We start from the raw sequence: 26678 nt of genomic DNA on the forward strand, positions 1-26678 counted from the left end.
CTTGCCGGCCTGCTGCTGGCGCACGCGCCCCTTCGCGGGCGGCCCTCCCGGCTGCTGGTGGGGCCCAGGCTGGGGCACCGGCACCTGCGGCGGCAGTTGCTGGTACGGCTGTTGCGGCTGGCCGGGCTGTCCCGACTGCGGCGTCGGCTGGCCAGGTCCTGGCAGGTTGTTGTCAGTCATCACCACTCCCGCGGGCAAGGTACCTAGCGACGCGGCTGAAGCATGGCCGATTCAGTGACGAGTGTCCTAATAGCAACACTCGACCGAACCCGGCGCACAGCCGTCTCACACGGCACGGGCATCATGGATGAGATGTCTCCGAGCGCCGGTTGGTTGAGTCGATCAGGTCACATCCGCGACACGCGGCTTGTGATGGTCGGCGCGTTCGTGGGCGCGTTCGTGCTGTTGATGTTGTCCGCGTTCACGTCCGTGCTGGCAGGAGGCCCGCTGGGCACCAAGCGCGAGCTGGTCAACGCCTCCTACGAGGCCGTGGCCGGCGAATGCCTGGACTGGACGAAGGCCGACCTCTCCGACGCGAAGAAGGTCGACTGCTCGGCGGCCCACAAGTTCGAGGTCACGGGCATCGCGGACATCACCGGCGCGTACCCGAAGGAAGCGCCGTTCCCGAACGCGGAGGCGTGGGAGAAGATCGCCCAGGAGCAGTGCGCCCAGGCGGCCACCACCTACATGTCCGGCAAGCTGGACCCGGAAGGCAAGTACGGCGTCAGCACGTTGAACCCGGACGAGCACCGCTGGTCGGAGGGCTACCGCCAGCTCCGCTGCGGCCTGCAGGTCGCCGCACCTTCCGGCGCCGCCCTGCCGTCGTTCGGCAGCGCCAAGACCCAGGACCAGTCGAACGTCTACGACCCCGGCGTGTGCGTCGCGCTCGGTGAGAAGAACACGGTGGGCGACCCCGTCGAGTGCGCCCAGCCGCACGCGTTCGAGATCATCGGCGTCGTCCAGCACCCCGAGGGCGAGTTCCTCGCGCCCGAGAAGCAGGACGCGATCATGTCGGAGAAGTGCGCGGCGATCGCCGCCGAGTACACCGGCGGCGCGGACCTCAAGGCGAGAGGCCTGCTCGTCACCTGGGACACCCGTTCGGAGAAGAGCTGGGCCGTCGGCTCCCGCAAGGCGAACTGCAAGGTCGGCGCCGTCCCCCAGGGCGAGAACCTGGTGGCGTGGAAGGACAGCGTCCGCAACCCCAACGGCGCACCGCTGACCACCTCGAACCCGCCGCAGACCACGTCGGTCAAGCCCCAGGACGAACCGACGGGCGCCCCGCTGCACTCCGAGTCCGGCAAGCCTTCCGAGTCCGGCAAGCCCTCAGAGTCCGGCAGGCCCGACAAGTCCTCCGAGTCCGGCAAGCCCACCACGACGTCAGAGAACCGATGACCGTCGAGATGACCCGCGCGCGCTTCGACGAGCTGGTCGAAGAGGCACTGGACCTGATCCCGCCCGAGTTCATGCACGCGATGAACAACGTCGTGGTGCTCGTCGAGGACCGCAACCCTTCTGAGCCGTCGCTGCTCGGGCTCTACCAGGGGATCGCGCTGACCGAGCGGAACACCGACTACGGCGGCACCCTGCCCGACCACATCTTCATCTACCGCGAGGCGATCCTCGACATCTGCGACTCCGAGGAGGACGTCGTGGAGGAAGTGATCATCACCGTGGTGCACGAAATCGCCCACCACTTCGGAGTGGACGACGCGAGGCTGCACGAGCTCGGCTGGGGCTAGTTCGCGGAATTCCCGTCACGATACGTTTACTCTGTGCAATAGTACCTGGGCAGCGGCAACCGCCGCGTGAGAAGTCCTGGGGGACAGATGAAGAAGAGTTTGGCGTTCGTCGCCGCGTGTTTGATGAGTGCGAGCGCACTGGCGACCGCACCCGCGGCGCAGGCCGCGAACGAGGACTGCGTTTTCCAGCTCGACAACCCGCACGCGTCGCACCACGTGCGCGGCACGACGAATGCGGCAGCGACGATTCGGTGCAACAACGAGAAGAACTACATGGGCATCACCATCGAGCTCTTCACGCACACACCGGTCGCACAGCGGGTCGGCTTCGCTGAGAACGGCAATCCGAGCGGCTCAGCGAAGTTCTTCCGGCTCAACGCGAGCTGGGGCCAGTGCCGGAACGGCATGGTCATGAGCGCGCACGCCAAGTACGCGGTGGTCGACAAGAACGAGCAGTCCACTCTCCTTGAGAAGGACTCCGGTCGCGTGACTGTGAGCAACTGCCCGTAGGTACACGCCGAGATGCAGGTAGACGCGACGCCGGTCATGCGCGAACTGGTCAGCAGGTTCGCGGATGATCCGGCGCGTGTCGACGCGTGGTCGGATTCCGAGCTGTACGCGGAAATCGCTCTTGCCGCGTCCGTTGTCGCCGGAGAGAGTTCTGTTCATGAGCACTTGTGGAACAACGCTGCCGCGGAACGCATCAACGCACGGATGAATTCAGGGTGGTTCGCCGACGTGAGGCTCGGGTCACCGCAGGCGCATTATCGAGACCCCGGCAGCACTCCTCGGGCCGTGAACGTGACGAACGGCGATCCGCGCTCGATCATCGGGCAGAAACCACAGGGTGCGCTGTGGACCTCGTCCCATCTCCCCGACGGATCGAACGGCTGGTCCATCTTCGAACAGGGCGGGGCACGCGAACTCGTCGACGTGAAATTCGACCCGCATCGGGTATGCGTTCATCACCTGGACGACATCCAGGACTACGTGACCCTCGTGACGCGATACCCGCGTACCGCCGAAGGAAATGCACACGTCGACTGGGTGGCAGCGGCAGCCGACCTCGACGCCGTTCATCTCACCGCGCGCGGCCTCGCGAGAATCGAGGGCGTCGTCCGTGACACCCCGTTCGGAGCCGCGTGTCTGGCCGGTTGGAACGCCGAGTGCACCGCGTGGCTGCGCAGCCCGCCCGCCTAGATCTCCACGCCGGCCCACGACCGGCACACCCAGCCGTCACCCTCGGACTCCAGCACCACGACACCGGTGTTCGGCAGCAGGTTCTCGGCCAGCTCGACCGGAATGTTCGACGCCAGCGCCAGCGCGCCCATCCGCCCGGCGCCGCCATGGGTCACGACCATGACCGTGCCGTCCTGCCGGATGGAGTCGACGGCGCCCAGGAACCGGTCCAGCACCTGCTGCCCGGTCTCACCACCTCCGGGAAACGGCACGTCCAAGGAGCCCTCTGCCCACTTGATCACGGTGTCCAGGTAGGTCTTGTAGGCCTCGGTGTCGTTGCGACCCTCGAGCGAACCGACCTGGATCTCGTGGACGCCCTCCAAGATCTGCACGGGCAGCCCGAAGCGTTCGGCGGTGGGAGCGGCGGTCTGCTGGGCGCGCAGGCCGATGCTGGCGTAGACGGCGGCGATGTCCTCGGCGGCGAGGGAGTCGGCCAGCTCGCGGGCCTGCTTCTGGCCCAGCTCGGTGAGCGGGGGACCCGGCATGGCCGTGTCCAGTTTGCGTTCGATGTTCGACGCCGTCTCACCGTGCCTGACCAGCAGCAATCTCACCCGCGCTCGCCCTTTCTGACAGCATCGACCCAGGCGGCTGCTGCGGCGAACTCGTCGTTGTGAGCCTCAACGGGCCCGTGGTCGGCCTTCGGGAAGGACCCGAGGAACCGGATCTCGCGCGAGTGTCGGTGCAGCGCGGCCAGCGCGTCACCGATCCTCGGTTCTGCGATGTGCCCCTCGACGTCGATGTAGAAGCGGTACTCCCCCAGTTTGCCCTTCGTGGGGCGCGATTCGAGGCCGGTGAGATTGATGCCACGCAACGCCAGCTCGGTGAGCAGCTCCGACAGGACGCCCATGCGGTCCGGGGTGGTCACCACGACGCTGGTGCGGTCTGCTCCGGTCGGCTCAGGCAGCTGACCCGGCTGGCGCAGCAGGAGGAACCGCGTGCGCGCGTCGGCCACGTCCAGCACGTCGACGGCGAACTCCTCCAGTGCGTAGTGGTTGATCGCCACCGGAGCGGTCACGGCCGCGTCGAACTCGCCGCGTTCTACGGCGGCGGCGGCAGCGGCGGTGGACGAGGTCGCGATCGAGGTGGCGCCGGGCAGCTCGGCGGCGATCCACTCGCGGACCTGGGCCAGCGCGTGCGGATGCGATGCGATCGTCTTGATCTCAGTGGTGCCCGGCCGGACCAGGACGCTGAACCGGACGTCCAGCACGGTCTCGGCCACCGCGACGACGGGCTCGTCGCGCACGAGAGCGTCGAGCGTCGCGGGCACGGCGCCCTCGACGGAGTTCTCGATCGGCACGCACGCGAACTCGGTTTCGCCCTTGCGCAGCGCGGCGATCGCGAGCTGAATCGTGTCCGCCGGGACGAGCTCGCCCTCGAACCGCAGTGCGGCCTGCTCGGTGAAGGTCCCCTGTGGTCCGAAGTACGCAATGCGCGGCATCAGGTCAGCCTAGAGGCGAGAATCACGCCTGTGTCAGCGGCCAAACCTGGGTTCCGTCAGGACCGTTCGAACTGGAATGCTTGAGGCGTGCCCGCTCTAGCGCCTGAACTCGTGTTGTGCGCGGTCGACGAACCGATGGCGAACGCTTGGCTCGCCGTCGCGGACGGACGCCCCGAGGTGCGGGTGCATCGCGGGTCCGTGCTGGACATCCACGCGCAGGCCATCGTCAGCCCCGCCAACTCGCAGGGCTGGATGCGCGGCGGCATCGACGCCGTCTACGCCACGGCGTTCCCACAGGTCGAGAACAACGTCCGCAGTGCGGTCCTCGCGCTGCACGGCGGTGAGCTGCCGGTGGGCGACGCGCAGATCGTGGCCACCGGCGAGACCGAGCCGGCCTGGCTGATCAGCGCGCCGACCATGCGGCGGCCCGGCGAGCGGCTGCCGATCGACACCGTCCATCCGTACCTGGCGGCGCGGGCCGTTCTGCGGCTCTGGCTCGAGGGTCGGCTGGAGGACGGCACGCCGGTGCGCGACGCCGTCCACACCATCGCGATGCCGGGGCTCGGCACCGGGGTGGGAGGCGTCGCGCCGTCCGTTTGCGCGCATCAGGTCGCGGCCGCGTGGGACGAAGCCTTCAACCCCCTGCACGTCTAGTGGCGTGGCCCAGAACCCAGCCACCATTCTGGGCCACGCCACGAGGTTGTGCACAACCCTGTGGACAGAGGTGTGGACACCTGTGGACTACTGCCGGGGCGCGACCCATCGTTCCAGGTCGAGCTCATCTGTGATGGGGATGCCGTAATCCCCAACCGCGGGGATCTCGGGCTTGAGCTTCCGTGCTTCCCGCACTGCGTCCGGTCTCAACGCCGACAGCTTGAACCCCCGCCGCTGGTAGAAGCGGACCGCGTCGAGGTTGTCGTTGGTGGTCGTCAGACGCACCCGATTGCAGCCGAGTGTGCGCGCCTGGCGAACCGCGGCGTCGACCAGCGCGGTGCCGACGCCGCGGCCACGCCGCAGCGCGCGATCGTCACGATCTCCAACTGGTGGTTCGCCACCGCGTAGGTCAGCAGGCCCAAGACCTGCCCCTGCTTCTCCACGAGGAAGCCCGGCAGACTCGCGGGGAAGAACACCTCGCCGTGCGCGACGGCGGTGTGTGCTCCCCATAGCTCGAGAACCAATCGGGCGACAACTATGCGATCTGCTTCCTCGATCGGCCGTACCGAGCCTTCTGCCATGACAAAGACTGTGCCAATTTGAGTCACGCTCGTGAACAGCCATTCGACGTACGGTGGATTCGTGCCAGTGCGAGTTTTGTTGGTGGACGACCACGAGGTCGTGCGCAGAGGGTTGCGCGAGATGTTGGACGACGAGGCGGACATCTCGGTCGTCGCCGAGGCCGGATCCGTCGACGAGGCGGTGACCCGAGCCGGATCGAACCCGCCCGACGTCGCCGTCGTGGACGTTCAGCTGCCCGACGGCAGCGGCGTCGACCTCTGCCGGTCGCTGAGGGACCTCGGCATCCGTTGCCTGGTGTTGACAGCGTTCGACGACGAGGAAGCATTGGTCGGGGCCATCATGGCCGGTGCGTCCGGCTATCTGCTCAAGCAGGTCCGCGGCCAGGACGTCGTCACGGCCGTGCGCGAAGTCGCGGCTGGACGGTCCCTTCTGGACCCCGCCACGACGGCCCGCGTGCTCGAACGGATGCGCAACCCGGCCCCTGTCGGCCTCACCGATCAGGAACAGCGCGTGCTGGAGCTGATCGGCGAGGGCCTGACGAACCGCCAAATCGGTGAACGGCTCTTCCTCGCGGAGAAGACCGTGAAGAACTACGTCACGTCCGTGCTCGCGAAACTCGGCATGGAACGCCGCACGCAAGCCGCCGCATGGGTGGCTAAACGGGGACGGACCAGGTGAGCGTCGTCCCGTTCGGCGAACTCACGACGCGGAAATCGCCACTCGCGGCCTTCGCCCGTTCAGCGAGATGCCGCAATCCGCGCTGAGTCACGCCGGACGGGATGCCGCACCCGTTGTCCGCGACACGCAGCAGCAGATGCTTCTCGTCACGCCGTACGTCGATCTGGACGTGCGTCGCGCCTGAGTGCCGCACGACGTTCGACAGCGCCTCTCGCAGCGCCGCCCGTGCGTCGTCGGCGTGCTTGCGCGGCACGTTCGCCAGGTCGCCGGCCACGTGCAGGCGCGGCGAAAATCCGAGCAGCTCGCCGGCCGTGCGGACCTCGGCCTTGATCGAGTCGTGCAGGTCGGTGGAGTCAGCGGGGTCGGTGTTGCGCAGCTTGCGGACGGTCGCGCGGACCTCGGCGATCGTCTCGTCGACGAGCTCGACGGCCTCGGAGATCCTGGCGCGCTGGGACGCGTCGAGTTTCTTGCCCAGACGCCGTTCCAGCAGGTTGAGCTGCACGCCGGCGCCGTAGAGCCGCTGGATGATCACGTCGTGGAGGTCGCGGGCGATGCGCTCGCGCTCCTCGTAGACCGCGACGCGCTGCCGTGCGGTGAAGCCCTCGGACAGCACGACGGCGAGGCCGGCCTGAGCCGCGAACGCCGACAGCACGTCCACCGTCTCCTGCGTGAACGGCGGCTTGTCCCGCCGCCGGTAGACCGCGAGCGCACCGATCTTGCGGTCCGACGTGCCGAACGGCGCCACCGCGAACGGCCCGTAGCTCCGCAACGCCTGCGGCACGTACGGGGCCGTGCGCGGGTCGTTCGTCACGTCGTCGGCCATCACCGGGACCCCGGTGCGCGCGGCCTTCGCTGCGGCGCTGCGCGGGCTGAGCGTGGCGACGACCGGGTCGCCGCTGGACGCCTCGACGGTGAGCGTGCCGTCGTCGTCGGCCGTGGCGAGCATGGCCAGCCCGAGGTCGGCGTCCGCGATCTCCGCAGCCGCCTCCACCACGAGCCGCAGCACGTTCTCCGGGTCTTCCAGCGCCGCCGACGTGATCTCGGTGGACGCGACGAGCACGCGCCGCGCCAGGGAGGGGTCCATGGTCCTCAACGGTATGCGGGGGTGCCGAGGTCCAGCACCAGGTCCGCCCGTGCCGCCTCGTCCGGGCGGTGGGTGATGTGCAAGATCGTCCTGCGGTCCTGCCTGAGCTGCTCCAGCAGTTTCCTCGCGGTCGGTTCGTCCAGGTGCGCCGTCGGTTCGTCGAGCAGGACCACGTCGGCGTCGTGCAGCAACGCCCTGGCCAGCGCGAGCCGTTGCGCCTCGCCGCCAGACACCTGGTCGGGCCGGATCACCGTGTCCAGGCGATCGGCCCACTCCGGCAGGCACGCCTTGCGCAGTGCGTCACGCAGCTGCTCGTCGTCGTGCGGGCCCGACATCCGCAGGTTCTCCCGGACGGTCGTGCTGACCAGCATCGGCTCCTGCGGGCACCAGGTGGCGCGCGGCAGCTCGACGATGCCGCGCTCGGGCTGGAGGAAGCCCAGGAGCAGCGCGAACAACGTCGACTTGCCGCTGCCCGACGGTCCGACGATCGCCACGTGCATGCCGGGCTCGATGTTGAGGTGGAGATCGTGGAGCGTCGGCTCGGTCGCGCCTGGCCAGCGGACGTCGACGTTCTCCAGCCTGATCCGCTTGCCCTTCGGCGCTTCCGGGCGTTCCGGGGCATCGAACTGCAGCCGCGCACTGGCTTCCTGAAGAGCCTTGCGTTGCTGAGCGGCCAACGGCAGAGCCGCCAGCGGTTCGGCGAGCGCGAGCGGGACCAGGCCGAGCACCGGGTTGCCGGTGGTGGCGCAGATCAGGGCCGCCGCACCGGTCGCGAGCAGGACGATCGCCGTGGCCGCGCCCGTGCCAAACGCTTGCTTGCGGGTCTCCCCGGCAAGGTCGACGTCTTCGGCGTGCAGGCGCGCCAGCAGGCGGTGGTGGGCGTCGTGCGCGATGAGGTCCGGTGCGGCGGCGAGTGCGTTGATCGTGTCGCGGGCGACCTTGCGGCGGCCCTGGCGAGCTTGGTGCTGGCCCGCCGTTCGGTCCAGACGGCCACGGCCGGGGCGGCGAGTCCCGCCGTGAGGAGCAGTCCTGCCAGCGTCAGAGCCGCAACCGGATCGATGAACGCGAACAGGATCGTGGTCGCGATGCCCGCGCCGACGGCCACGACCGGTGGCACCAGGACGCGCGGCACCAGGTCCCGCACGGTGTCGGTGTCCTCGACGAGCCGCTGCAGGCCGTCACGACGTTGGGTCCGCACGAGCCTCAACCACAGCTTGGTGCGCAGGTCCGTGGCGAGACGAAACGTCTCGTCGTGGGTGACCAGGCGCTCGATGTAGCGGAGCACACCCTTGCTCAGCGCGAACGTGCGCACGCCCACGACCAGCACCGACAGCGTGAGGATCGGCGGCATCTCGGCGGCGCGGGCGATCAGGTGAGCGGCCAGCGCGGTGAGCGCGATGCCCGCGACGGCCGCCAGCACGCCCAGCCCGGCGCCCTTCCACGGGATCGGCAGGCGCTTGGGGCGTTCCTGCTGCGTCTCCTCGGTGACGACCCTGGCGAACGTCTCGTCTTCCGTCGCTTCCTTGTCGCGGTGCGAGGCGAGGACAACTGCCGCCGTGGCGCTTGCTCTCTTGATCGCTTTGTCGACTTTGCGACTTGTCACCGGGTCGAGGTGCGCGGTCGGTTCGTCGAGCAGCAGCACCGTGGCGCCGTGGCGCACCCTCAGCAGAGCGCGCGCGACTGCGACGCGTTGGCGTTCGCCGGTCGAGAGATCGGTGATCCGGCGGTCGAGCAGATGTGCCGCGACGACCTCGTGGGCGACCTGCTCGATGTCGTCCGCGTCCGGAACCGTGAGCTCCAGCTCGGCGCGCGGGGTGGCGGCGGCGAACGCGGGCTTCTGCGGCACGTAAGCGATGTCTCCTGCGACGAACGCCGTGCCGTCAGTCGGCTCCAGGAAGCCCAGGAGCACCTGGAACGTCGTCGACTTGCCCGCGCCGCTCGCACCTTCGAGTCGGTAGATCTCGCCGGGCCGGACGTCGAAGCTGACGCCGTCCGGAGCGAACCCGCCCCTGCGCAGGACGCGGAGGTTGTCGACGTGGACGGAACCGCCGGGCACTCGCGGCCGAGTCCTGTCCTCGTGGTCGACGACCTCGGCGACCCGGCGCACGGCTTCGAGGCCGTCCTCGCTGGCGTGGTGGGCCGCACCTGCGGCGCGAAGCGGCAGGTAGCACTCGGGCGCGAGGATCAGCACGACCAGCGCGGTCATCAGGGTCATGTCGCCGTGGACGAGCCGGACGCCTACGCCCACCGCGATCAGCGCGACCGAGAGGGAAGCGGCGATCTCCAGGACGAGGGCGCTCAGGAACGCGATCTTCAGCGTTCCCATGGTGGCTTTGCGGTGCTGTTCGCCGATCTGTTTGACCGCACTGGCCTGCTGCTTCGCGCGACCGAAGACGGTCAGGACCGGGAGAGCGCGCAGAAGTTCGAGGAGCTGCGCGGACAGGAGCTCGGTGACGTCCGCAGCCTTCTGCACGCGCTTCTCGGTGTACCAGCCGATCAAGGCCGCGAAGACCGGGATCAGCGGCACGGTGACCGCGATCAGGACCGCCGACGGCCAGTCCGTGAAGAGGATCCACGCGCCGACCAGCGGCGGCACGATCACGGCTGTGACCAGCGCGGGCAGGTAGCGGGTGAAGTACGCGTCGAGCGCGTCGAGGCCCTTGGTCGCGAGCACCGACAGCTCGGCAGTGCCGCGGTCGGCGATCCAGCCGGGGCCGCGTTCGAAGGACTTCGCCAGCAGCTGGGTGCGCAGCTCTTCCTTGGCACCGGCGGCCGCGCGGGCGGCGGCACTTTCCGTTGCCCACGAAAGGCCTGCGCGCGCCACGATCGCCACGGCCAGGAGCGGGAGGCCTTCGCGAGTCGTGATCACCGACGCCAGCGCGACGGCCTGGGCGACGAGCACCAGGGCGTTGAGGAACGCCAGCGCGCCCACCCCGACGAGGGCGCGCCTGCGTTCCTGGAGAGCTGGGGCAGAGCTCCCAGCGGGCCTCTTCTCATCTCAGTGCACCGGGATGTGCCGCACGCCGATGCGCTTGCGGAACACCCAGTAGGTCCAGCCCTGGTAGACGAGCACCGCGGGCGTGCCGAACCCGGCGACCCAGGTGATCACCTGCAGCGTGTACGGGCTGGAGGCGGTGTTGGCGACCGTGAGCGACCAGGCGTCGTTCAACGTCGACGGCAGGACGTTCGGGTAGAGCGAGCCGAACAGGATCGCGACGCTCGCCGCGATCGCGAGTCCCATCAGCGCGAACGACTGGCCGTCGCGGTTCAGGAGCAGCCGCCACATCGCGGCGGCGAGGACCAGCACGACCACGCCCGCCCAGAGGCCCGCGACGATCGCCAGCAGGGCGATGAGCGGCAGCAGTGCGACCGGCGCGAGCGTGAGCGCCACGCGGCGAGCCCGTTCGCGGATCTCGCCCTCGGTCTTGAGAGCAGTGAAGACGGCGCCGTGCACCAGGGCGTAGCCGGCGAACGCCAGCGCGCCGACGATCGTGTCGAGCCGGAACGCCGCGAAAGGCGAGCCGACGCGGTCACCGTTCGCGTCGATCGGCAGACCCAGCACCGTCGTCGAGATCAGCAGGCCGACGCAGAGCGTGGCGGTCCACGAGCCGACGATGATGACGGTGTCCCACGCCTTGCGCCAGCGGGCCGACTCGACCTTGCCGCGGTAGTCGAACGCGACCCCACGCCCGATCAGCGCGATGAGGAACAGGGTTAGTGGCAGGTACGCGGCACTCAGCAGTGCCGCGTACCAACCGGGGAAGGCCGCGAACGTGGCACCGATCGCGACGATGAGCCACACCTCGTTGCCGTCCCAGACCGGCCCGATGGTGTTGATCATGACCCGGCGTTCGGCGTTGTCGCGCCCCAGAACGGGCAGCAGCATGCCGACGCCGAAGTCGAACCCTTCGAGGAACAGGTAGCCCAGCCACAGCAGGGCGATCAGTACGAACCAGAGCGTCTCCACGTCGCCTCTCCCCTAGTACGCGAACGCCAGGGCGCCGTCGTCGGTCTTCTGCGGCAGTACGCCGGGAATCCCGCCTCTGACGTACTTGCGGATCAGGTAGAACTCCACGACAGCCAGCACGCTGTAGACCGTGGTGAGCGCGATGAGCGAGGTCAGGATCTCGCCGGGTGTCGAGGCGCTGACCGCCTGGGCGGTGAACATCCACACACCGTCCACACCGGACGGATTCGGCACGACCACGAACGGCTGCCGCCCCATCTCGGTGAAGATCCAGCCGAAGCTGTTGGCCAGGAAGGGAGTCGCGATGCCTGCGAGGCCCAGAGCCGGGAACCACCATCCGGTGGGCGTCCGGTTCTTGCGCGTCAGCCACAGCATCAGGACGCCCAGGCCGGCCGAGATCCCACCGAACCCGATCATCAACCGGAAGCCCCAGTAGGTCACGGGAAGCGCGGGCACGTAGTCGATCGGCTTGCCGCTGAGCTCGCCGAGCCGCTCGTCGACAGGGTAGAACTCGCCGTACTTCTCCTGGTACATCGGGACCAGGTCCTGGATTCCCTTGACCTCGCTGCTGAAGTCGTTGTGCGCCAAGAAGCTCAGCAGTGCGGGCACCGTGATGCTCTTGACGTTCTCGCAGTCGGGCCTGCGGACGTCGCCGTACGCGAAGACCGAGAAGCTCGCGGGCTGTTCGGTGTGGCACAACGCTTCCGCGGCGGCCATCTTCATCGGCTGCTGCTCGAACATCAGCTTGCCCTGCAGGTCGCCGCTGATCGCCAGACCGGCGAACGCGACCACGCCGACCCAGGTGCCGAGCTTGAGCGAGCTGCGCCAGACACGTTCTTCTTCAGATTTCTTGTAGAGGTGCCAGGCGGCGATGCCTACGAGGAACGCCCCTGCCACCGCGAACGCACCGGCGATGGTGTGCGGGAAGGCGGCGAGCACCGTGTTGTTCGTCAGCACCGCCCAGATCGAGGTGAGTCGCGGCCGGCCATCGTGCAGCTCGATGCCGACCGGGTGCTGCATCCACGAGTTGGCGGCGAGGATGAAGTACGCGCTGGCCATCGTGGCGAGGCTGAACGCCCAGGCGCAGGCGAGGTGGACCTTCTTGGGCAGCTTGTCCCAGCCGAAGATCCACAGGCCGAGGAACGTCGACTCGACGAAGAAGGCGACGATCCCCTCCATCGCGAGCGGCGCCCCGAACACGTCACCGACGAACCGCGAGTAGGCGCTCCAGGCCATGCCGAACTGGAACTCCTGCACGATGCCCGTCACGACACCCATGGCGAAGTTGATCAGGAGGAGCTTCCCCCAGAACTTCGTCATCTTGTAGTAGCGCTCGTTGCCCGTGCGCACCCACGCGGTCTGCATCCCGGCGACCAGCAGGGACAGGCCGATCGTCAGCGGCACCATCAGGAAGTGGTAGACGGTGGTGATGCCGAACTGCCACCGCGCGAGTTCGAGTACGTCCACGTTTCTGAGACTAGGTCTCGATCATGGCCGCTATCAGGTACGACGGTCCCGTCCAGGCTCGGGACCAAGGTCCCGTGCGCGAAGTCACGCCTATCGGGTGACATGCGTCAGTTACGATGGATCCGCCAGAGGGGAGTAGTTCCCATCGGAGTTGTCGGCCGGTGGCGTGGTGATCGACATACTGATCCGCCTTCGAGTGGATCCGGTCCCACACCCGTCTTGTACGGGCGAACGAGACCTCCGGCCGGGTTGCAGCATGCCCGGTCGGGGTCTGTTGCGCCTCCGTCCGGGCTCGTATTCGGACGTGGAGGACCTCTTGGCCACCTCATTGCTCGCGTTCATCACCGCGTTCGCGGTGGTGTTCCTCGTCGAGCTCCCTGACAAGACCATGGTCGCGACCCTGGTGCTGACCACGCGCTACCGCGCCTGGCCGGTGTTCACGGGCGTGGTTCTGGCCTTTGCCGTGCAAAGCGTGGTGGCTGCCGCCTTCGGCTCGGCCCTCACGTTGCTACCGGACCGCGTGGTGTCCGGTGTGGTCGCTCTTCTCTTCGGCGTGGGTGCGTTCTTGTTGTTGCGCGAGGGGTTCTCGCGGGACGAGGACTCCACGGACGAGGCGGGGGTGCGCACTGACGTGCCGTTCTGGCGAGCGGCTCTGACGTCGTTCGGCGTTCTGTTCGCGGCGGAGTGGGGCGATGCTTCGCAGCTCGCGACCGCCGGGATCACCGCTCGGTACGGGGCACCGTTGATGGTCGGGCTCGGGGCCTGGCTGGCGTTGGTCGCCGTGGCCGGGCTCGCCGTGCTCGTGGGACGGAAGCTGGCCGGGCGGTTGCCGACGCACTGGATTCAGCGGGTGGCCGGGGTGATCTTCTCGGTGTTCGCCGTGGTGGCGTTGTGGCAGGTGTTCTGAGGACTACCAGACCGGGCGAAGTCCTGGTTGGTCCTCGCCGTGCACGTGCTGCAGGTACGCGGCGAGGCCGGTCTTGATGGTGTTGAGCGTTTCCTGCCCGATCGCCTCGGCCATCTCCTGCTCCAGGTCTGACCACAGGTTGTCCGCGAACTTCAGGTAGTCGCGACCCTTCGTGGTCAGCGTGACGTACTGCGCCCGTTTGTCGGTGGGATGGGGTTCGCGGAGGACGTAGCCCCATTCGTCCAGCTCGTTGACGATCTTCGCCGCAGCCTGCTTGGTGACGCCGAGGTGCTGTCCGATGTCGACGGTCGTGGCGCGCTTGGCCTTGAGGAACCGGAAGACGTAGCCGTGCGCCGGCCTGAGGGGCTCCAGGCCGACCTGCCTGAGGCGGTCGTGGAACTGGTCGCCCATGGCGCGGTAGGTCATCGCCAGCAGCATCGGCACCGGGTCCATGTGCATCCCCTAGTAGACAACCTGGTTGACCTTATTCTATAGTTGGACAACCTGGTTGACTACTTTGGAGGTTGTCTTGTTGGTTACGGGGGATTCGGCAGAGCTGCACGAGTTCGGCGGGTTCGAGTTCAGGCCGCTGGCCGTGCCTTCTCGCGGGAGCACCGAGATCGCGATGTGGACCGTTGACGTGCCGGAAGGAGGCGACGGGAAGCCGCACTCCGTTTCGAAGGAGGAGGTCTTCTACGTGCTGTCCGGGTCGGTGACGATCCAGGGGCACACGGCTCAGGCCGGCGACGCGATCGTGGTGGCGCCGAACACCGAACTGTCGTTGACGGGTGGGCCCGCTCGGGTCCTCGTGGCGACCTCGGTGGGGATCAAGGGCACGCTGGCCGACGGGCAGACGATCACGCCGCCCTGGTCCGTCTAGTTCGCGGGAGAGCCCCCTTCTGGGGGCTCCTGGTTGGTGTCCGGGACCTCCTCGCGGAGGTCGCGGGCGATCTTCTTGGCCTCGTCGATGAGTTCCTGGGACTCGTCGAGGCGTTCTTCGTCCGGTGCGGTCACGGCTCTGGGATCGGCGGATTCGGTGATCGCCAAACTCAGTCCAGCAGGCTACGGACGTGAGCGGCGAGGCGCTCCGCGATCTCCAGGTCCCACTCGTCGTCGGAGGCGGGCTGAGGGGTCTCGCCTGCGACGACGCGTTCGCCGAGGCAGGCGGCGCTCGGCGGGCGTGAAGTCGGTGATGGCGCGGCGGAGCAGGGGCAGGGCGTCGTCGAACGCCTCGCCGCGCAGGCCCGTCAGCCACTCGTCGATGAGGCCGAAGAGGCGGGGGTCGGCGGCCAGGAGGGTCGCCGAGCCCCTCAGGAAGCCCGCCACGAAGGCCGTGGCGACGCTTCGGTGGAGGCGGGCCGCCACGTCGTCGCTGGTCAGTTCGCCCGCCTCCCACAGGAGGCGGGTGGCCCTGCCCGTCGGGAGGCCGTGGGCCTCTGCCTTGACGAGGGCGTGGAGGGCTCGCCACCAGGTCTTCTGGTGGTCCTCGTCGGCGGCGAGGCGGGTGGCCTCATGGGCGCCGTCCACCACGGACAGGGCGTGTTCGGCGGTTTCGTCGTCGACGTTGCGGCCAGGCGAGCGGGAGGCCACCGCGCCTCGCGTCAGGAGGCCGTGGAGGGCTACGCGCAGCAGTTCCGGGTCGGTGCCGCGGACCGAGCCGTAGCGGACCGTTCTGGCCAGGTCCGGAAGGGCGGCGAGCAGTTCCAGGGCGTCGGTGGCCATGGCCGCGCAACGGTCGAGGGCGTTGCGGGCCTCGGTCACGGCATTGGGAAGTTCGCAGCCCACGGACCTGGTCAGCGTTGCCGCCGCGTCGGCCACTCGGGTGGCGTCCTGTGCGGCCTGGGTGAGGACGTTCTCTGCGGCCGTGTGGACGGTGGTGCCGAGGCGCGCGGCCACCGCCACGGACACCGCGAAGATCGGGTCCCAGCGCAGCTGCCAGACCTCGGCGAAGGTGCCCAGGGAGTTCGAACGATCCGGTTTGCCCCACGGGACGCCGAGGACTTCCAGTCGCTGCAGGAGTTTGGAGCGTTCGCGGTCGGTGTCCTTGCGGAGGTCCAGTTTGAGCTGCTTGGGCTGGACGTCCGCGGGCAGGCGGAGTTTGCGTTGCAGGCGTTGGAGGTCTGCGGCCAGCGGTGAACGCGGGACGGCTTCGCCCACCTCACCGAGGCGTTCGCCCACGACGAGTTTGCGGTGGACGAGCTGCAGCGGGATCTCGTCGCCACCGCAGAGCACGGCCAGCGCCGCTTCGTTCACCTCGCTCAGTCCCGCGCTCGGGCGTTCCCTCAGTGCGGCAAGGGTTTCCGCGAGCCTGACGGCTTCCACGGCACTCGCTGTCGATGCCGGGAGATCTTCTTCTCGCAGGATTGCGGCGGCTTTGGCGAACCAGCGCGGCACCACGTCTTGTTGGTGCTGCCACAGGTGGGCGTACCAGCCAGGAGAGTCGATGCCGGCACCGTAACCCGACTCGGCGGCGAGCTGACCGTGGCTCCAGGGGACCCAGGTACCGGAGATCTTTCGGCGGCGCATGCCTTTCAGCAGCGCGGTGTCCGCGGCGACGGTCGGATTGGTGAGCAGCGCCGGGACGTGCCAGGCACCGCAGACGACCGCGATCGGGCCGTCGGCTTCCTTGCGCGCCTTGCGGATCGTCTGACGCATGAACGCTTCTCTTCGTAGCGTGCGTTCGCCTACTTCACCTTCGAACTCTGCCCTGACAGCGACCATGGCCTCCGCGATGGCGTTCGCGAGGTCGATCGGGTCCGACGCGCTGTGCTCGACGACGTCTTCCCACCAGCGTTCCGGATCGTCGAAGCCCGCGGCCTCGGCGAGCAGGCCGATGGGGTCGATGTTGCCGCTCGGGCCGTCGTCGCCGATCGAACTCGCCGCGGGCAGGTCGAAGAACCGCGCCTGGACGCCGTTCTCGTCGGCGTAGCGCAGTGCCTGCCACTCCGGGGAGAACTCCGCGAACGGCCAGAACGCCGCGTTCTCGGGTTCCGCCTCGTCGTGCAACAGGATCGCGACCGGCGGTGTGAGGGCGTGGACGTGTTCGAGGAGTGCGTCGGCCTCCGGCGGTCCTTCGATCAGGATGAGCACTGGTCGCGTTTGCTCCAGCGCTCGCTTGACCATCCGTGCCGAGCCGGGGCCGTGGTGCCGGATGCCCAGGAGGACCGGATCAGTCACCGCTGACTTCCAGGCACGCGCGGTAGAGGTCACGCCATTCGGCGCGCTCCTTCAGCACCGTCTCCAGGTACTCCTGCCACACGGTCGCGTCCGACACCCGGTCCTTGATGACCGAGCCGATGAGCCCGCTCGCCAGCTCGTCCGCGCCCAGCGTGCCGTCGCCGAAGTGGCCGGCGAGCGCCATGCCGTTGGCGATGACCGAGATCGCCTCCGCCGTGGACAGGCTGCCGCTCGGCTTCTTCAGCTGCGTGCGACCGTCCACAGTGGAACCGTTGCGCAGCTCGCGGAAGATGCGCACGACGCGGCGCACCTCGTCCAGCGCGGGCGCTCCGAAGGGAGCTGGAGCGCCTTGCCGAGCTGCTGCGACCGGGTCAGCACGATCTCGACCTCGGCGTCCTCGGTCGCGGGCGGCGGCAGCACAACGGTGTTGAACCGCCGCGCGAGCGCCGACGACATCTGGTTCACGCCGCGGTCGCGGTCGTTGGCCGTGGCGATGACCGTGAAGCCGGGGACGGCCTGGACCTGCATGTTGAGCTCGGGGACCGGCAGCGACTTCTCGCTCAGGATCGTGATGAACGAGTCCTGCACCTCGGACGGCATGCGGGTCAGCTCTTCGACCCTGACGACAGCGCCGCTCTGCATGCCCTTCAGCACCGGGCTCGGCACGAGCGCGTTCTCGCTCGGCCCTTCCGCGATGAGCCGGGCGTAGTTCCAGCCGTAGCGGACCTGGTCCTCGCTCGTGCCGGCGGTGCCCTGGACCACGAGCGTCGAGTCGCCGCTGACCGCCGCCGCGAGGTGCTCGGACAGCCACGACTTGGCGGTGCCCGGCACGCCGACGAGGAGCAGCGCCCTGTCGGTGACCAGCGTGCCCACCGCGACCTCGACGAGCCTGCGCGCGCCCACGTACTTCGGGCTGATCACGGTGCCGTCGGGAAGGGTGCCGCCCAGGACGTAGGTGACCACCGCCTGCGGGGACAGGCGCCAGTTGGGCGGCCGCAGGCGGTCGTCCTGGGCCGCGATGGCTTCCAGCTCGGCGGCGTACTGCTGTTCGGCCGTCGGCCTGAGCACGGCGGTCACTGGGCCTCCTGGGTCGGGTTCTCGAATTGTGCCTGGTCGGCTGAGGCGAAGGACTCGCGCAGGCGGATCCGGAGGCGCAGGACCTCCAGCTCCAGGGAGTTCTCGGGCCAGCGGCGGGTCAGACCCTCCCAGTTCGCGCCGAGCAGATCCGCGTCACCGCGGGCCAGCAGGACGGCCGGCGGGCGGCCCGTACGCCAGCGCGGGTCGGGCAGGGCGGCGTAGCGGTGCAGGAGAGCGCGGGTGGTCTCGGGCGACCACGGGGCAGGGAGCTGTGCGCAGGCGTGGTCGAGAAGGTCGTAGTGCCAGTTGACGGAAACCGCGACAACCGCTTGCTCGGCCACGCTAGCGGGCAGCGCCGCCAGCATTTCGAGCTGTTCCATGCCGGTGAGGGTTTCGGCGGCGCCACCGCCCAGGGTCGTGGATCGCCGGCGGCGGCCAGCTGGTCGGCGATGCCCCTCAGGAGGGCGCCGGCCCAGGGGCCCCTTCTCAAAACGTTGGCAGCCTTGGCGTCGTTGGTTTCGAGGCGTGCGGTCCAGTAGGACGGCGGCACGCTCGCAGCGGCGGCACGGATGCGCCCGGCCACACCCTTCTCGGAGCCGTCGCGCATGAGGTCGCGTTGCTCGGCGAGGTCGGGTTGCGCGGTCCAGAGCTCGTCGGTCTGGACGTCGAACCCGTCGTCGGTCAGCCAAAGGCCTCGACCGAGGCGGTCGGCCGCTCTCGTTGCGAGGGCTGAGGTCGGAAGCTTGCGGAGCAGGCGGAGGGCCTCGTCGTGGACGGCGGAGGCTCGGTCGTCGAGGGCTTCTTCCAGAAGTTCTTCGTCGGACGGGCTCAGGCCGGTTTCGAGGGCGCTGATGAGGGCCTGGCGGTCGGATGACCGGCGCGAGACCTCGAACTCCGTGGCGATGAACGCGCCTGTGCCGGCCGGGTCGGCCTTGCGCTTGCGGCGGAGGGCGCGGACCCGTTGGGCGCTGGGGAGGTCGAGGACTTCCTCGAGAGGGACCTCGTCGGTGAGAGGGGCGGTGCCGCTCGCCCAGGACCAGCCGGGGCGGGTGTTGGCGAGCCAGCGGCCTCTCGTGCCGAGAACCTCCACGACCGCGGCCCTCAGGCCCGGCCGGGCGGTGCCGAGCGCGAGCAGGGCGGGGAGCATGCGGTGCTCGGCCACGACGTTGCCGGCCTTGGCGAGGGCGCACCACTCGGTGAGGAGGACCTCGTCGTCGAGGCTCATGATCGCTTGCAGGACCGCCCTGGCGGCTGGGCGAGGTAGCTCGGCAGTCTCGGGCGGGGCAAGGGGCAGCGGATCGGCTTGGACCTCTTGCGGGAGGGTGGCGCCGAACGCGGCCACGCCCAGGGCGGCGCAGTCGGAGAGCAGGTCGGTCGGGGAGCCGCCGCCTCGGGTGGTGCCGATGAGGAGGTCTTGGACGGTCTTGGACCACTCGGCCTTCACGCCGCCACCTCCGTGACGCGACGGCACAGTGCACGGCGGAGAACCTGCGGCGGCAGCGTGGCGGTCACGCGACCACCTCCAGTGCGCCGTCCAGAGCGATGGCGCCGATGCGGAGGGCGTGACCGTCCCACAACGCCCACACGTCGAACGGGATGCCCCCAGTCAGCGCCAGGGCCATGTCCAGGCCGCTGTCGTCGCGGACCGGTAAGCCGTGGCCGGAAGCGTCGACCAAGGACGTGCCGCACAGCCGGACGGAGGCGCAGCCCAGGGGGAACAGGCGTTGCCACGGATCGGCCATCAGCATCGGCTCAAGCGACGCCAAGGCCGAGCGCCACGAATCCGGCGCCGGCACCGGGTCCGGGGCTCGCGAGCCGGCCAGCTCGCCCAGGGCCACGCGGTCTGAGCCTGGGTAGGGGTGGACCAGGGCGGAGGACTCCAGGCCGTGCGGCAGCAACGGGACGGGGACGCCCACGGCCGAGTGGCGGATCGCCACCACCCAGCGCCCCGTCTGGCGGCCCCAGCACCACTGGCGGACGGTTCGGACGCGGCCGTCGTCGGTTTCCAGGCGCAGCAGGGCCACCCAACGGTCTGTGATGCCCGGGATGGCTCGGACGGTCTCCTCGGGGACCGTCACGCCCAGCCTGGAACGCGGCTGGACGAAGCACAGCAGGTGCAGGCCGCCGAGGCGGTCGGCCACGTCGTGGGTCCAGCGTGGGCCCGAGCGCGACACGATCTCCTGGATTTCGGCGACGGCCGCGGCCACGCCGGGGACCTGGGCGTCGATCATGCGGGCGATGAAGGCCTGCCACCACGAGGCTGGGCGGCCTGGCAGTGACGCCACGCCCGCCGAAGCCACGTCGAGGAGCCAGTCGCGCAGGCCGTCGATGCCCGACGACATCGCCGCGGCTCGGCGATCAGCCGTCTTTTCGCGTGCGCGGGCTCGGCGGGCCACTGCTTCTGGTGAGGAGTCCAGCTCACGGGCGGCCCGCTTGGCGGTCCACTCCTCGACCCAGTCCGGCGGCAGCGCGTCCGGGATGTCGAGCTCCTGCAGGCTCACGGCGTGCTTGCAGGGGAACTTGCGGGACGGGCACGTGCACTTGGCGGAGCCCGCGGCCAGGTCAACGCACACGCGGTACGGCACGGAGCCGGAACCCGTGTAGAGACCCCACAGCACCGGCAGGGCCTTGCCCAGGCCCTGCCAGCGCATCGGAACGGCTCGTGTCCTCACAGAACCAAACTAGCGAGGACCTCCGACAGAAAATCAGGCCGGACCGCGACGGGCCCACGACCACGCATAGGCCGGGTCCTCACAGGCCTCGGCCGCCTCGCCCAGCTCCAGCGGGCGGAACGTGTCCACCATGACCGCGGTCTCGTCGAAGTAGTCCACACCCAGCGACGCCTCGACGGCACCCGGCTGCGGGCCGTGCGTGCAGCCTGAGGGGTGCAGCGACATCGAGCCGATGCCGATGCCGGAGCCCTTGCGCGCCTCGTAGTTGCCGCCCACGTAGAACATCAGCTCGTCCGAGTCGACGTTCGCGTGGTTGTACGGCACCGGCACGGCCAGCGGGTGGTAGTCGACCTTGCGCGGGCAGAACGAGCACACCACGAAGTTCGGGCCCTCGAACGTCTGGTGCACGGGCGGCGGCTGGTGCACGCGGCCGGTGATCGGCTCGAAGTCGCGGATGTTGAACGCCCACGGGTACAGGTGGCCGTCCCAGCCGACGACGTCGAACGGGTGATTCGCGTAGGTGAAGCGAGTCAGCCCCGCACGGTGCCGCACGAGCACGTCGACGTCCGTGCCCTCGACCAGCAACGGCTCCTCAGGTCCCCGGATGTCGCGCTCGCAGTAGGGCGAGTGCTCGAGGAACTGGCCGGCCTTGGACAGGTACCGACGAGGTGGCCCGATGTGCCCGGTCGCCTCCAGCACGAGCAACGACATCGGCGACGAAGGAACTACCCGGTACGTGCACGAGGTCGGGATCACGACGTAGTCGCCATCGCCGACCGTGAGAGCCCCGTAGATCGTCTCGATGACCCCCGAGCCACCCTGCACGTACAGCAGCTCGTCACCGGAAGCGTTGCGGTACAAGGGAGAAGGCGCGGAAGCGACCACAAAACCAATGCTCACGTCCGGGTTCCCGAACAGCTTCCGCCGGCCGGTCACGGCGTCAACATCATCAGAAGCCCAGGTCAGGTCGCCTGTCTTGAAGTGCCGGGGCTTCAGCGGCAGGTTCGGCGCAACGGACCCGCGCTCGTCCTTCACCGTCTCCGCGTTCACGATCGCGGTGGGCAGGTACCGGTGGTAGAGCAGGGCCGAATCGGCCGAGAACCCCTCGACTCCCATCAGCTCTTCCGCGTAGAGCCCACCGTCCGGTTTGCGGAACTGGGTGTGGCGCTTTCGGGGGATCTCCCCGACCTGGCGGTAGTAGGCCATGACGTGTCTCCGGGCGTTCGACTATCGGACATCTTTGTTCAGTTGGCGGTACACGGCTAGCGTGTCAGCCGTGTCAAGCGCTGTCGAACTCCGTGCGCCCGGTCCGCGCGGTACTCCGCCCCTGCTCGCGAGGCTTGTGGACGATGCCGCGCTGTTCCCTCCGGGGAACGCGTCGATGCCCGACGCGGTGCGCGGTCACCTCGACGGACGAGTCGGCGAGTGGTCTGGAGTCATGGGACTTTTCCTGTGCCCCGCCTCCCGTCTCGCCGAGTTGATCACCGAGCTCATCAAGGTCAAGCCTCCCAAACCGATCGCGCTGAGTCTCGTGATCGACACCGGCCTCGGCGGTGTGCCGAAGGCGGTGTCCATCGTCGAGAGCAGAAGCGAGCTCCTGGCGCTGCGCATGGTCGAGATGCCCGCACCGTCCGATGTGGACGAGGTGTGGCTCGAGCGCGTGTCGGAGTTCGTGCCGGAGGACGTCATCCGCGTCGTCGAACCCCGCCGCGGCGGGGCCGAGTGGCTCGACGGCGTCCGCCGGGTGATCGAGCACGGCAGCTGGCCCAAGCTCCGCTGCGGGGGCTTGAGCCAGGAGAACTTCCCCAGCGTCGACGAGGTCGCTGACTTCCTGTCCGTCGTCAGCGGTGGCGGCGTCGCGTTCAAGGCGACCGCGGGCCTGCACAGGGCCGTCCGCTACACCGACGAGCAGAACTTCACCCACCACGGCTTCCTGAACCTCCTCGTCGCCACGGCGCGCAGCCTCAGCGGCCGCGACGTCCGCGAGGCACTGGCGAGCACCGACGCCGAGGCGCTCACCGCCGAGGCCAAGGCGCTCAGCGACCAGGCCGCGCACGCCGTCAGAGGCGTGTTCGCGAGCTACGGCTCGTGCTCGCTCTCCGAACCTGTCGCCGATCTCGAGGGGCTTGGACTGCTGTGAGCTGGATCAGCGACCCGAACTTCACCGAAGACCAGCCGTTCGGACCGCAGACCCTCCCCTACGGCGTCGTCGACGGGGGCGTGGCCGTCCGCGTCGGCGACCGGGCGTTGCTGCTGAAGAGCCTCGCCCTGGGCAAGTGCAGCGAGTACGTGCAAACGGACTCGCTGGACCCGCTGCTGAAGGCCGGCCGCCCGGTGTGGAGCGTTCTGCGCGCCAAGCTCAAGGAGATCGTGACGGCGACGTCCGCCCCCAAGGGCGCGGAACTCGTCGGGATCGAGACCGCGAAGCTGCCGTTCACGGTCGGCGACTACGTGGACTTCTACAGCTCACGGCACCACGCCGAGAACGTCGGGAAGATGTTCCGCCCCGACGGCGACGCGCTCACGCCGAACTGGACGCACCTCCCGATCGGCTACCACGGCCGCGCGGGCACGGTGTACGTCTCCGGCACGGACATCGTGCGTCCCAACGGCCAGAGGCGCGGCAGCGAAGGCCCGAAGTTCGGTCCCTCCGAGCGCTCGACATCGAGGCCGAGGTCGGGTTCGTCTGCGGCGGACCGCAGGCGGCCAACGTCTCCACGAGCAGGGCAGCCGAGCACGTCTTCGGCGTCGCGCTGGTCAACGACTGGTCGGCGCGCGACATCCAGGCCTGGGAGTACCAGCCGCTCGGCCCGTTCCTGGCCAAGTCGTTCGCCACGTCGATCGGCGCCTGGATCACGCCGCTCGAAGCGTTCTCAGTTGCACGCGTCCCGACGCCGCCGCTGCCGAACAAGCTGCACGACTACCTGACCTGTGATCAGCCCTGGGGCCTGGACATCACCATCACGGTCGAGCTGAACGACACCATCGTCGCGAGGCCTCCGTTCCGGGAGATGTCGTGGTCATTTGTGCAACAGCTGGCCCACATGACGGTCAACGGGGCTACGGTGCGCCCAGGTGATCTGTTCGCCTCCGGCACGGTCTCAGGACCGGAGAAGGACGAGCGCGGCTCGTTCCTCGAGTTGAGCTGGGGCGGCAAGGAACCGTTCAAGCTCGACGACGGCTCCACGAGGTCTTTCCTGGAGGACGGCGACACGGTCAGGCTGACCGCGACGGCTCCTGGCGAAGGCGGTTCCGTGGTCGGTCTCGCCGAGGTGGTGGGCACAGTTCGGAGTGCGTGATGGTCGGAGCGACGAAGGAGAGCTCGCTGACCCTGGAACGGGGTCTGGCGCTGCTCCAGGCGGTCGCTGAGGCGGAGTCCGAGGCACCGTCGATCTCGGAGCTCGCCACGGCCATCGGCGCGTCCAGAGCCGCGGTCTACCGGCTCCTCGTCCCGCTCCAGGCGCGCGGGCTCGTGCGCAGGGAGGGTTCGAAGGTCCGGCTCGGCCTCGGCGTGCTGAGGCTCGCCTCCAACGTCCTCCCCCAGCTGCGGATGGCGGCCAACCCGGCCCTGCGCGAACTCGCGGAGAAGGTCGGCGCCACCGCACACCTGACCGTCGCGGACGGCACCGAGGCGCAGGCCGTCGCGGTCGTCGAACCGTCGTGGACCGCTTTCCACGTGGCGTACCGGGTGGGTTCCCGTCACCCGGTGCACCGAGGGGCGGCAGGCAAGGCCATCTCGCAGCCCGTGGACAACTGGGTCGTCTCCACCGGCGAGCTGCAGCCGAACGCGCACGGCGTCGCGGCACCCGTACGCGGCGTTCCCGGCCTCAGGGCGTCCGTCGGCGTTGTGGCGCTGGAGAAGCTCGACGCGGACATCGTCGGCCCACACGTCGTGCGTGCGGCCGAAGAAGTGGCGGCGGCCCTCAAATGAGCCTGGAAACACCCGCAGAACGCCTGAGGCGCTGGCGGCTGCTTCTGGGCCCGAGCGCTGAGGACGTGGCCGAGCTCGGCGATGACGACCAACGGCGCGATGGCGCTCTCACGGGCCTCTACGGCGGCGGCAGCGAACGCGGCGCCGGTCTGGGTGCCAGCACTCCGCAGCTGCACCGGTGGCTGGGCGACGTCCGCAAGTACTTCCCCACGTCCGTCGTGCAGGTGATGCAACGGGACGCCGTCGAGAAGCTCGGCCTCAGGCAGCTGCTGCTCGAACCCGAGCTGCTGGAGTCCGTCGAGCCGGACGTGAACCTCGTCAGCACCCTGCTGCAGCTCTCCCGCGCCATCCCCGCCAGGACCCGCGACACCGCGAAAGCCGTGGTGCGCAAGGTGGTCGAGGACATCGAGAAGCGCCTGAAGGACCGGCTCGTCGAGGCCGTCCGCGGCGCCGTCGACAGGTCCAGGCGAACCCGCAGGCCGCAGCTGCAGGACGTCGACTGGGCGTCGACGATCAAGGCGAACCTCAAGAACTACCAGCCGCAGCACAAGACCGTCATCGTCGAGGACCTGATCGGCCACCGCAGGCGCAGCAGGACCGCGGCCATGCGGGACGTGATCCTGCTGGTCGACCAGTCGGGTTCGATGGCGGACTCGTTGGTGCACGCCGCGGTTCTCGGGTCGGCGCTCGCGAGCATCCGGTCGATCTCGACCAGGCTCGTCGTGTTCGACACCGAGGTCGCGGACCTGACCGACCAGCTCAGCGACCCGGTGGATCTTCTGTTCAGCGCCCAGCTCGGCGGCGGCACGGACATCAACCGCGCGGTCGCCTACGCGCAGACCCAGGTCCGCAGGCCCACCGACACCGTCATCGTGATCCTCAGCGACCTCTACGAGGGCGGTTCGGAGGCGGAGCTGCAGCGCCGGGTCCGTGAGCTGGTCGCGAGCGGCGTCACGGTCGTCAACCTGCTCGCGCTGAGCGACAGCGGCACCCCGGCCTACGACCACGAGCTCGCCGCGAAGCTGTCCGCCCTTGGCGCACCCGCGTTCGCGTGCACGCCGGACAAGTTCCCCGAACTGCTGGCGGCGGCACTGCGCAAGGACGACCTCACGCAGTGGGCGGAGTCCGAAGGCATCGCAACGGGCCGTTAGCGGTCCACGACCCGTCCGCGCGTGAGGAACGCAAGCCCTCGCGTCATGACCACGACACGGCCTCGTTCGTCCGGACCGGCGATCCACACCCGTCCGGTGTGGCGGATCAGCACGCGCGCCCGCTCCGGCAGCTCTGGCAGCCTCAGGTTGTTCTCCGAATCGTGCACCTTCAGGTACGCCTGCCGTCCGATGCGCCGGCCGGGCACGAAGCTCACCGCGACGGGACGAAACGGGAAACGGTCGATCAGCTGAAGGGACCCGCGCCGGGTGACGAAGTGCCGCAGTCCCGGCGCGGCGAGCTCCAGCACGACCGGGATGGACAGCACGGTGAGCCAGAGCCAGCCGATCATCAGCACGACACCGAACGCGGCCACAGCGAAGAGGATGTGCCCCACAGCGCGACGATCCGCGCGCACGAGGCAGGTGTCGCTCCAGTTCTCGATGATCATTTCTGCACACGCGCCGGGATGAGCTGGGGTACCCCGCGGAACGTGATGACGGTGTTCCCCGCCGAGTCCGGCGGCACGAACCACACGCGCCGATGACGCGCGATCCGTCCACGCAGGAAAGGACCGACGCGCACGGTCAACAGAAGCGGCGGCGACGACAACACGACCAGACGCCCTCCTTCCCACTGCACATGGGCGAAATGCCACGGTTCACCTTCCGGTAAACGCACCGGACGGCGACGTGTCACCACCCACAACACGGCCGCGGCGAAGAAGAGCAGGACCAGCGCCACCGGTGAAGACCACGACCACACGAGCACCAGCACGAACTGGAGCGCGAAGGCCACACCAGCGAGAACGGTCCACATGAGGGCACGACGGCTCGCCCGGTCGACACAGTGCCGGGTCCACCGATCGTCGAGCGCCGTCACCTCGGTGGACGGCTTGTTGGGCACGACCACCTGTC

Annotated in this window: 29 protein-coding genes and 2 pseudogenes; 12 read left to right on the plus strand and 19 right to left on the minus strand. The window is 69.1% G+C overall.

Annotation, left to right across the window (positions count from 1 at the left end):
- On the minus strand, positions 1-180 hold a 180-nt coding region (locus FXN61_RS02295), incomplete at its 3' end, for a hypothetical protein (protein WP_188134582.1).
- 192 nt (positions 181-372) lie between these two features.
- Between FXN61_RS02295 and FXN61_RS02300 the strand changes: the two genes are divergently transcribed.
- The 4 genes from FXN61_RS02300 to FXN61_RS02315 all read left to right on the plus strand — a co-directional run bounded on the left by FXN61_RS02300 (position 373) and on the right by FXN61_RS02315 (position 2939).
- Positions 373-1392 (plus strand): septum formation family protein, encoded by a 1020-nt coding sequence (locus tag FXN61_RS02300; protein WP_167969744.1) that lies wholly within the window; start codon positions 373-375, stop codon positions 1390-1392.
- On the plus strand, positions 1389-1739 hold the full coding sequence (locus tag FXN61_RS02305; RefSeq protein ID WP_167969745.1) for a metallopeptidase family protein: 351 nt from the start codon (positions 1389-1391) through the stop codon (positions 1737-1739). Before FXN61_RS02300 ends, FXN61_RS02305 begins: the two co-directional genes overlap by 4 nt.
- Before the next feature lie 87 nt (positions 1740-1826).
- Positions 1827-2249, plus strand: coding sequence for a hypothetical protein (locus FXN61_RS02310; RefSeq protein WP_167969747.1), 423 nt, complete (start codon positions 1827-1829; stop codon positions 2247-2249).
- 12 nt (positions 2250-2261) lie between these two features.
- A complete protein-coding gene (locus tag FXN61_RS02315; protein ID WP_167969748.1) occupies positions 2262-2939 on the plus strand; it encodes a hypothetical protein in 678 nt (225 codons plus the stop codon).
- Here the strand turns inward: FXN61_RS02315 and FXN61_RS02320 are convergent.
- Complete coding sequence (locus FXN61_RS02320) at positions 2936-3529, minus strand: histidine phosphatase family protein (protein WP_167969750.1); 594 nt, start codon at positions 3527-3529, stop codon at positions 2936-2938. The genes FXN61_RS02315 and FXN61_RS02320 overlap by 4 nt on opposite strands.
- The gene (gene pheA / locus FXN61_RS02325; RefSeq protein ID WP_167969751.1) at positions 3526-4416 is read right to left on the minus strand and encodes a prephenate dehydratase; all 891 of its coding nucleotides are present in this window, start codon (positions 4414-4416) and stop codon (positions 3526-3528) included. The genes FXN61_RS02320 and pheA overlap by 4 nt, the downstream gene beginning before the upstream one ends.
- A gap of 135 nt (positions 4417-4551) precedes the next feature.
- Here pheA and FXN61_RS02330 point away from each other — a divergent pair, with 135 nt between their 5' ends.
- Positions 4552-5070: a macro domain-containing protein gene (locus tag FXN61_RS02330; RefSeq protein ID WP_167969891.1), complete on the plus strand. Its 519-nt coding sequence runs from the start codon at positions 4552-4554 to the stop codon at positions 5068-5070.
- An 87-nt stretch (positions 5071-5157) separates the two neighbouring features.
- Here FXN61_RS02330 and FXN61_RS51425 read toward each other — a convergent pair whose 3' ends face one another.
- Positions 5158-5433, minus strand: a complete 276-nt coding sequence (locus FXN61_RS51425) for a GNAT family N-acetyltransferase (protein ID WP_246290600.1) — start codon at positions 5431-5433, stop codon at positions 5158-5160.
- Positions 5346-5651 carry a hypothetical protein gene (locus FXN61_RS51430; protein ID WP_246290611.1) on the minus strand — a complete coding sequence of 102 codons (306 nt, stop codon included), beginning with the start codon at positions 5649-5651 and terminating at the stop codon, positions 5346-5348. The genes FXN61_RS51425 and FXN61_RS51430 overlap by 88 nt, the downstream gene beginning before the upstream one ends.
- Before the next feature lie 61 nt (positions 5652-5712).
- Between FXN61_RS51430 and FXN61_RS02340 the strand changes: the two genes are divergently transcribed.
- Positions 5713-6330 carry a response regulator gene (locus FXN61_RS02340; RefSeq protein WP_167969753.1) on the plus strand — a complete coding sequence of 206 codons (618 nt, stop codon included), beginning with the start codon at positions 5713-5715 and terminating at the stop codon, positions 6328-6330.
- Here FXN61_RS02340 and FXN61_RS02345 read toward each other — a convergent pair.
- From FXN61_RS02345 to FXN61_RS02360, 5 genes are all read right to left on the minus strand, one after another.
- Positions 6308-7414, minus strand: coding sequence for a GAF domain-containing sensor histidine kinase (locus tag FXN61_RS02345; protein WP_167969755.1), 1107 nt, complete (start codon positions 7412-7414; stop codon positions 6308-6310). The genes FXN61_RS02340 and FXN61_RS02345 overlap by 23 nt on opposite strands.
- Positions 7415-7419: 5 nt before the next feature.
- A complete protein-coding gene (locus tag FXN61_RS51435; protein WP_312877500.1) occupies positions 7420-8142 on the minus strand; it encodes an ATP-binding cassette domain-containing protein in 723 nt (240 codons plus the stop codon).
- A gap of 23 nt (positions 8143-8165) precedes the next feature.
- Complete coding sequence (gene cydD / locus FXN61_RS02350) at positions 8166-10346, minus strand: thiol reductant ABC exporter subunit CydD (protein ID WP_312877501.1); 2181 nt, start codon at positions 10344-10346, stop codon at positions 8166-8168.
- A 66-nt stretch (positions 10347-10412) separates the two neighbouring features.
- Positions 10413-11381: a cytochrome d ubiquinol oxidase subunit II gene (cydB, locus tag FXN61_RS02355; protein WP_167969757.1), complete on the minus strand. Its 969-nt coding sequence runs from the start codon at positions 11379-11381 to the stop codon at positions 10413-10415.
- Positions 11382-11393: 12 nt separating this feature from the next.
- Entirely contained in the window at positions 11394-12848 is a 1455-nt protein-coding gene (locus tag FXN61_RS02360; protein WP_167969759.1) for a cytochrome ubiquinol oxidase subunit I, read from the minus strand.
- A gap of 328 nt (positions 12849-13176) precedes the next feature.
- Here FXN61_RS02360 and FXN61_RS02365 point away from each other — a divergent pair, with 328 nt between their 5' ends.
- Positions 13177-13755, plus strand: a complete 579-nt coding sequence (locus tag FXN61_RS02365) for a TMEM165/GDT1 family protein (protein ID WP_167969892.1) — start codon at positions 13177-13179, stop codon at positions 13753-13755.
- A gap of 3 nt (positions 13756-13758) precedes the next feature.
- Here the strand turns inward: FXN61_RS02365 and FXN61_RS02370 are convergent, their stop codons facing one another.
- A complete protein-coding gene (locus FXN61_RS02370) occupies positions 13759-14208 on the minus strand; it encodes a MarR family winged helix-turn-helix transcriptional regulator (protein WP_246290594.1) in 450 nt (149 codons plus the stop codon).
- Between the two features lie 79 nt (positions 14209-14287).
- On the opposite strand from FXN61_RS02370, the gene FXN61_RS02375 reads away from it, so the two are divergent.
- Positions 14288-14635 (plus strand): cupin domain-containing protein, encoded by a 348-nt coding sequence (locus tag FXN61_RS02375; RefSeq protein ID WP_246290595.1) that lies wholly within the window; start codon positions 14288-14290, stop codon positions 14633-14635.
- Here FXN61_RS02375 and FXN61_RS02380 read toward each other — a convergent pair.
- From FXN61_RS02380 to FXN61_RS02405, 6 genes and pseudogenes are all read right to left on the minus strand, one after another.
- The gene (locus FXN61_RS02380) at positions 14632-14769 is read right to left on the minus strand and encodes a hypothetical protein (RefSeq protein WP_167969763.1); all 138 of its coding nucleotides are present in this window, start codon (positions 14767-14769) and stop codon (positions 14632-14634) included. The two genes, FXN61_RS02375 and FXN61_RS02380, sit on opposite strands and share 4 nt — an antisense overlap.
- A 48-nt stretch (positions 14770-14817) precedes the next feature.
- Complete coding sequence (locus FXN61_RS02385) at positions 14818-16932, minus strand: DUF5682 family protein (protein WP_167969765.1); 2115 nt, start codon at positions 16930-16932, stop codon at positions 14818-14820.
- Positions 16925-18009: pseudogene (locus tag FXN61_RS55040) on the minus strand (ATP-binding protein). Before FXN61_RS55040 ends, FXN61_RS02385 begins: the two are co-directional and overlap by 8 nt.
- Before the next feature lie 118 nt (positions 18010-18127).
- On the minus strand, positions 18128-19453 hold the full coding sequence (locus FXN61_RS02395) for a DUF5691 domain-containing protein (protein WP_167969767.1): 1326 nt from the start codon (positions 19451-19453) through the stop codon (positions 18128-18130).
- Between the two features lie 64 nt (positions 19454-19517).
- Positions 19518-20681, minus strand: coding sequence for an SWIM zinc finger family protein (locus FXN61_RS02400; protein ID WP_167969769.1), 1164 nt, complete (start codon positions 20679-20681; stop codon positions 19518-19520).
- 33 nt (positions 20682-20714) lie between these two features.
- Entirely contained in the window at positions 20715-21887 is a 1173-nt protein-coding gene (locus tag FXN61_RS02405) for a homogentisate 1,2-dioxygenase (protein WP_167969771.1), read from the minus strand.
- Between the two features lie 70 nt (positions 21888-21957).
- Between FXN61_RS02405 and FXN61_RS02410 the strand changes: the two genes are divergently transcribed.
- The 4 genes and pseudogenes from FXN61_RS02410 (at position 21958) to FXN61_RS02425 (ending at position 25763) form a co-directional block, all read left to right on the plus strand.
- Positions 21958-22821, plus strand: a complete 864-nt coding sequence (locus tag FXN61_RS02410) for a hypothetical protein (protein WP_167969773.1) — start codon at positions 21958-21960, stop codon at positions 22819-22821.
- Positions 22818-23980, plus strand: a pseudogene (locus FXN61_RS02415) (fumarylacetoacetate hydrolase family protein). The gene FXN61_RS02410 and the pseudogene FXN61_RS02415 overlap by 4 nt, the downstream one beginning before the upstream one ends.
- Positions 23980-24612, plus strand: a complete 633-nt coding sequence (locus tag FXN61_RS02420; RefSeq protein ID WP_167969775.1) for an IclR family transcriptional regulator — start codon at positions 23980-23982, stop codon at positions 24610-24612. Before FXN61_RS02415 ends, FXN61_RS02420 begins: the two are co-directional and overlap by 1 nt.
- Positions 24609-25763 carry a VWA domain-containing protein gene (locus FXN61_RS02425; protein WP_167969777.1) on the plus strand — a complete coding sequence of 385 codons (1155 nt, stop codon included), beginning with the start codon at positions 24609-24611 and terminating at the stop codon, positions 25761-25763. The genes FXN61_RS02420 and FXN61_RS02425 overlap by 4 nt, the downstream gene beginning before the upstream one ends.
- On the opposite strand, the gene FXN61_RS02430 is transcribed toward FXN61_RS02425, so the two are convergent.
- Together FXN61_RS02430 and FXN61_RS02435 are read right to left on the minus strand one after the other, a co-directional pair.
- On the minus strand, positions 25760-26212 hold the full coding sequence (locus FXN61_RS02430; protein ID WP_167969779.1) for a hypothetical protein: 453 nt from the start codon (positions 26210-26212) through the stop codon (positions 25760-25762). The genes FXN61_RS02425 and FXN61_RS02430 overlap by 4 nt on opposite strands.
- Positions 26209-26673, minus strand: a complete 465-nt coding sequence (locus FXN61_RS02435) for a hypothetical protein (protein ID WP_246290596.1) — start codon at positions 26671-26673, stop codon at positions 26209-26211. The genes FXN61_RS02430 and FXN61_RS02435 overlap by 4 nt, the downstream gene beginning before the upstream one ends.
- Positions 26674-26678: the final 5 nt, after the last annotated feature.

Origin of the sequence: Lentzea indica (assembly GCF_012184385.1) — a bacterium.
Classification (GTDB): Bacteria; Actinomycetota; Actinomycetes; order Mycobacteriales; family Pseudonocardiaceae; genus Lentzea; species Lentzea indica.

Coding starts and splice junctions, on each gene's coding strand:
- FXN61_RS02430 (WP_167969779.1), bottom strand. CDS start 26,212: ATGATCATCGAGAACTGGAGCGACACCTGCCTCGTGCGCGCGGATCGT.
- FXN61_RS02310 (WP_167969747.1), top strand. CDS start 1,827: ATGAAGAAGAGTTTGGCGTTCGTCGCCGCGTGTTTGATGAGTGCGAGC.
- pheA (WP_167969751.1), bottom strand. CDS start 4,416: ATGCCGCGCATTGCGTACTTCGGACCACAGGGGACCTTCACCGAGCAG.
- FXN61_RS02345 (WP_167969755.1), bottom strand. CDS start 7,414: ATGGACCCCTCCCTGGCGCGGCGCGTGCTCGTCGCGTCCACCGAGATC.
- FXN61_RS02425 (WP_167969777.1), top strand. CDS start 24,609: ATGAGCCTGGAAACACCCGCAGAACGCCTGAGGCGCTGGCGGCTGCTT.
- FXN61_RS02315 (WP_167969748.1), top strand. CDS start 2,262: ATGCAGGTAGACGCGACGCCGGTCATGCGCGAACTGGTCAGCAGGTTC.
- FXN61_RS02370 (WP_246290594.1), bottom strand. CDS start 14,208: ATGGACCCGGTGCCGATGCTGCTGGCGATGACCTACCGCGCCATGGGC.
- FXN61_RS02305 (WP_167969745.1), top strand. CDS start 1,389: ATGACCGTCGAGATGACCCGCGCGCGCTTCGACGAGCTGGTCGAAGAG.
- FXN61_RS02330 (WP_167969891.1), top strand. CDS start 4,552: ATGGCGAACGCTTGGCTCGCCGTCGCGGACGGACGCCCCGAGGTGCGG.
- FXN61_RS51430 (WP_246290611.1), bottom strand. CDS start 5,651: ATGGCAGAAGGCTCGGTACGGCCGATCGAGGAAGCAGATCGCATAGTT.
- FXN61_RS02405 (WP_167969771.1), bottom strand. CDS start 21,887: ATGGCCTACTACCGCCAGGTCGGGGAGATCCCCCGAAAGCGCCACACC.
- FXN61_RS02420 (WP_167969775.1), top strand. CDS start 23,980: ATGGTCGGAGCGACGAAGGAGAGCTCGCTGACCCTGGAACGGGGTCTG.
- FXN61_RS02300 (WP_167969744.1), top strand. CDS start 373: ATGGTCGGCGCGTTCGTGGGCGCGTTCGTGCTGTTGATGTTGTCCGCG.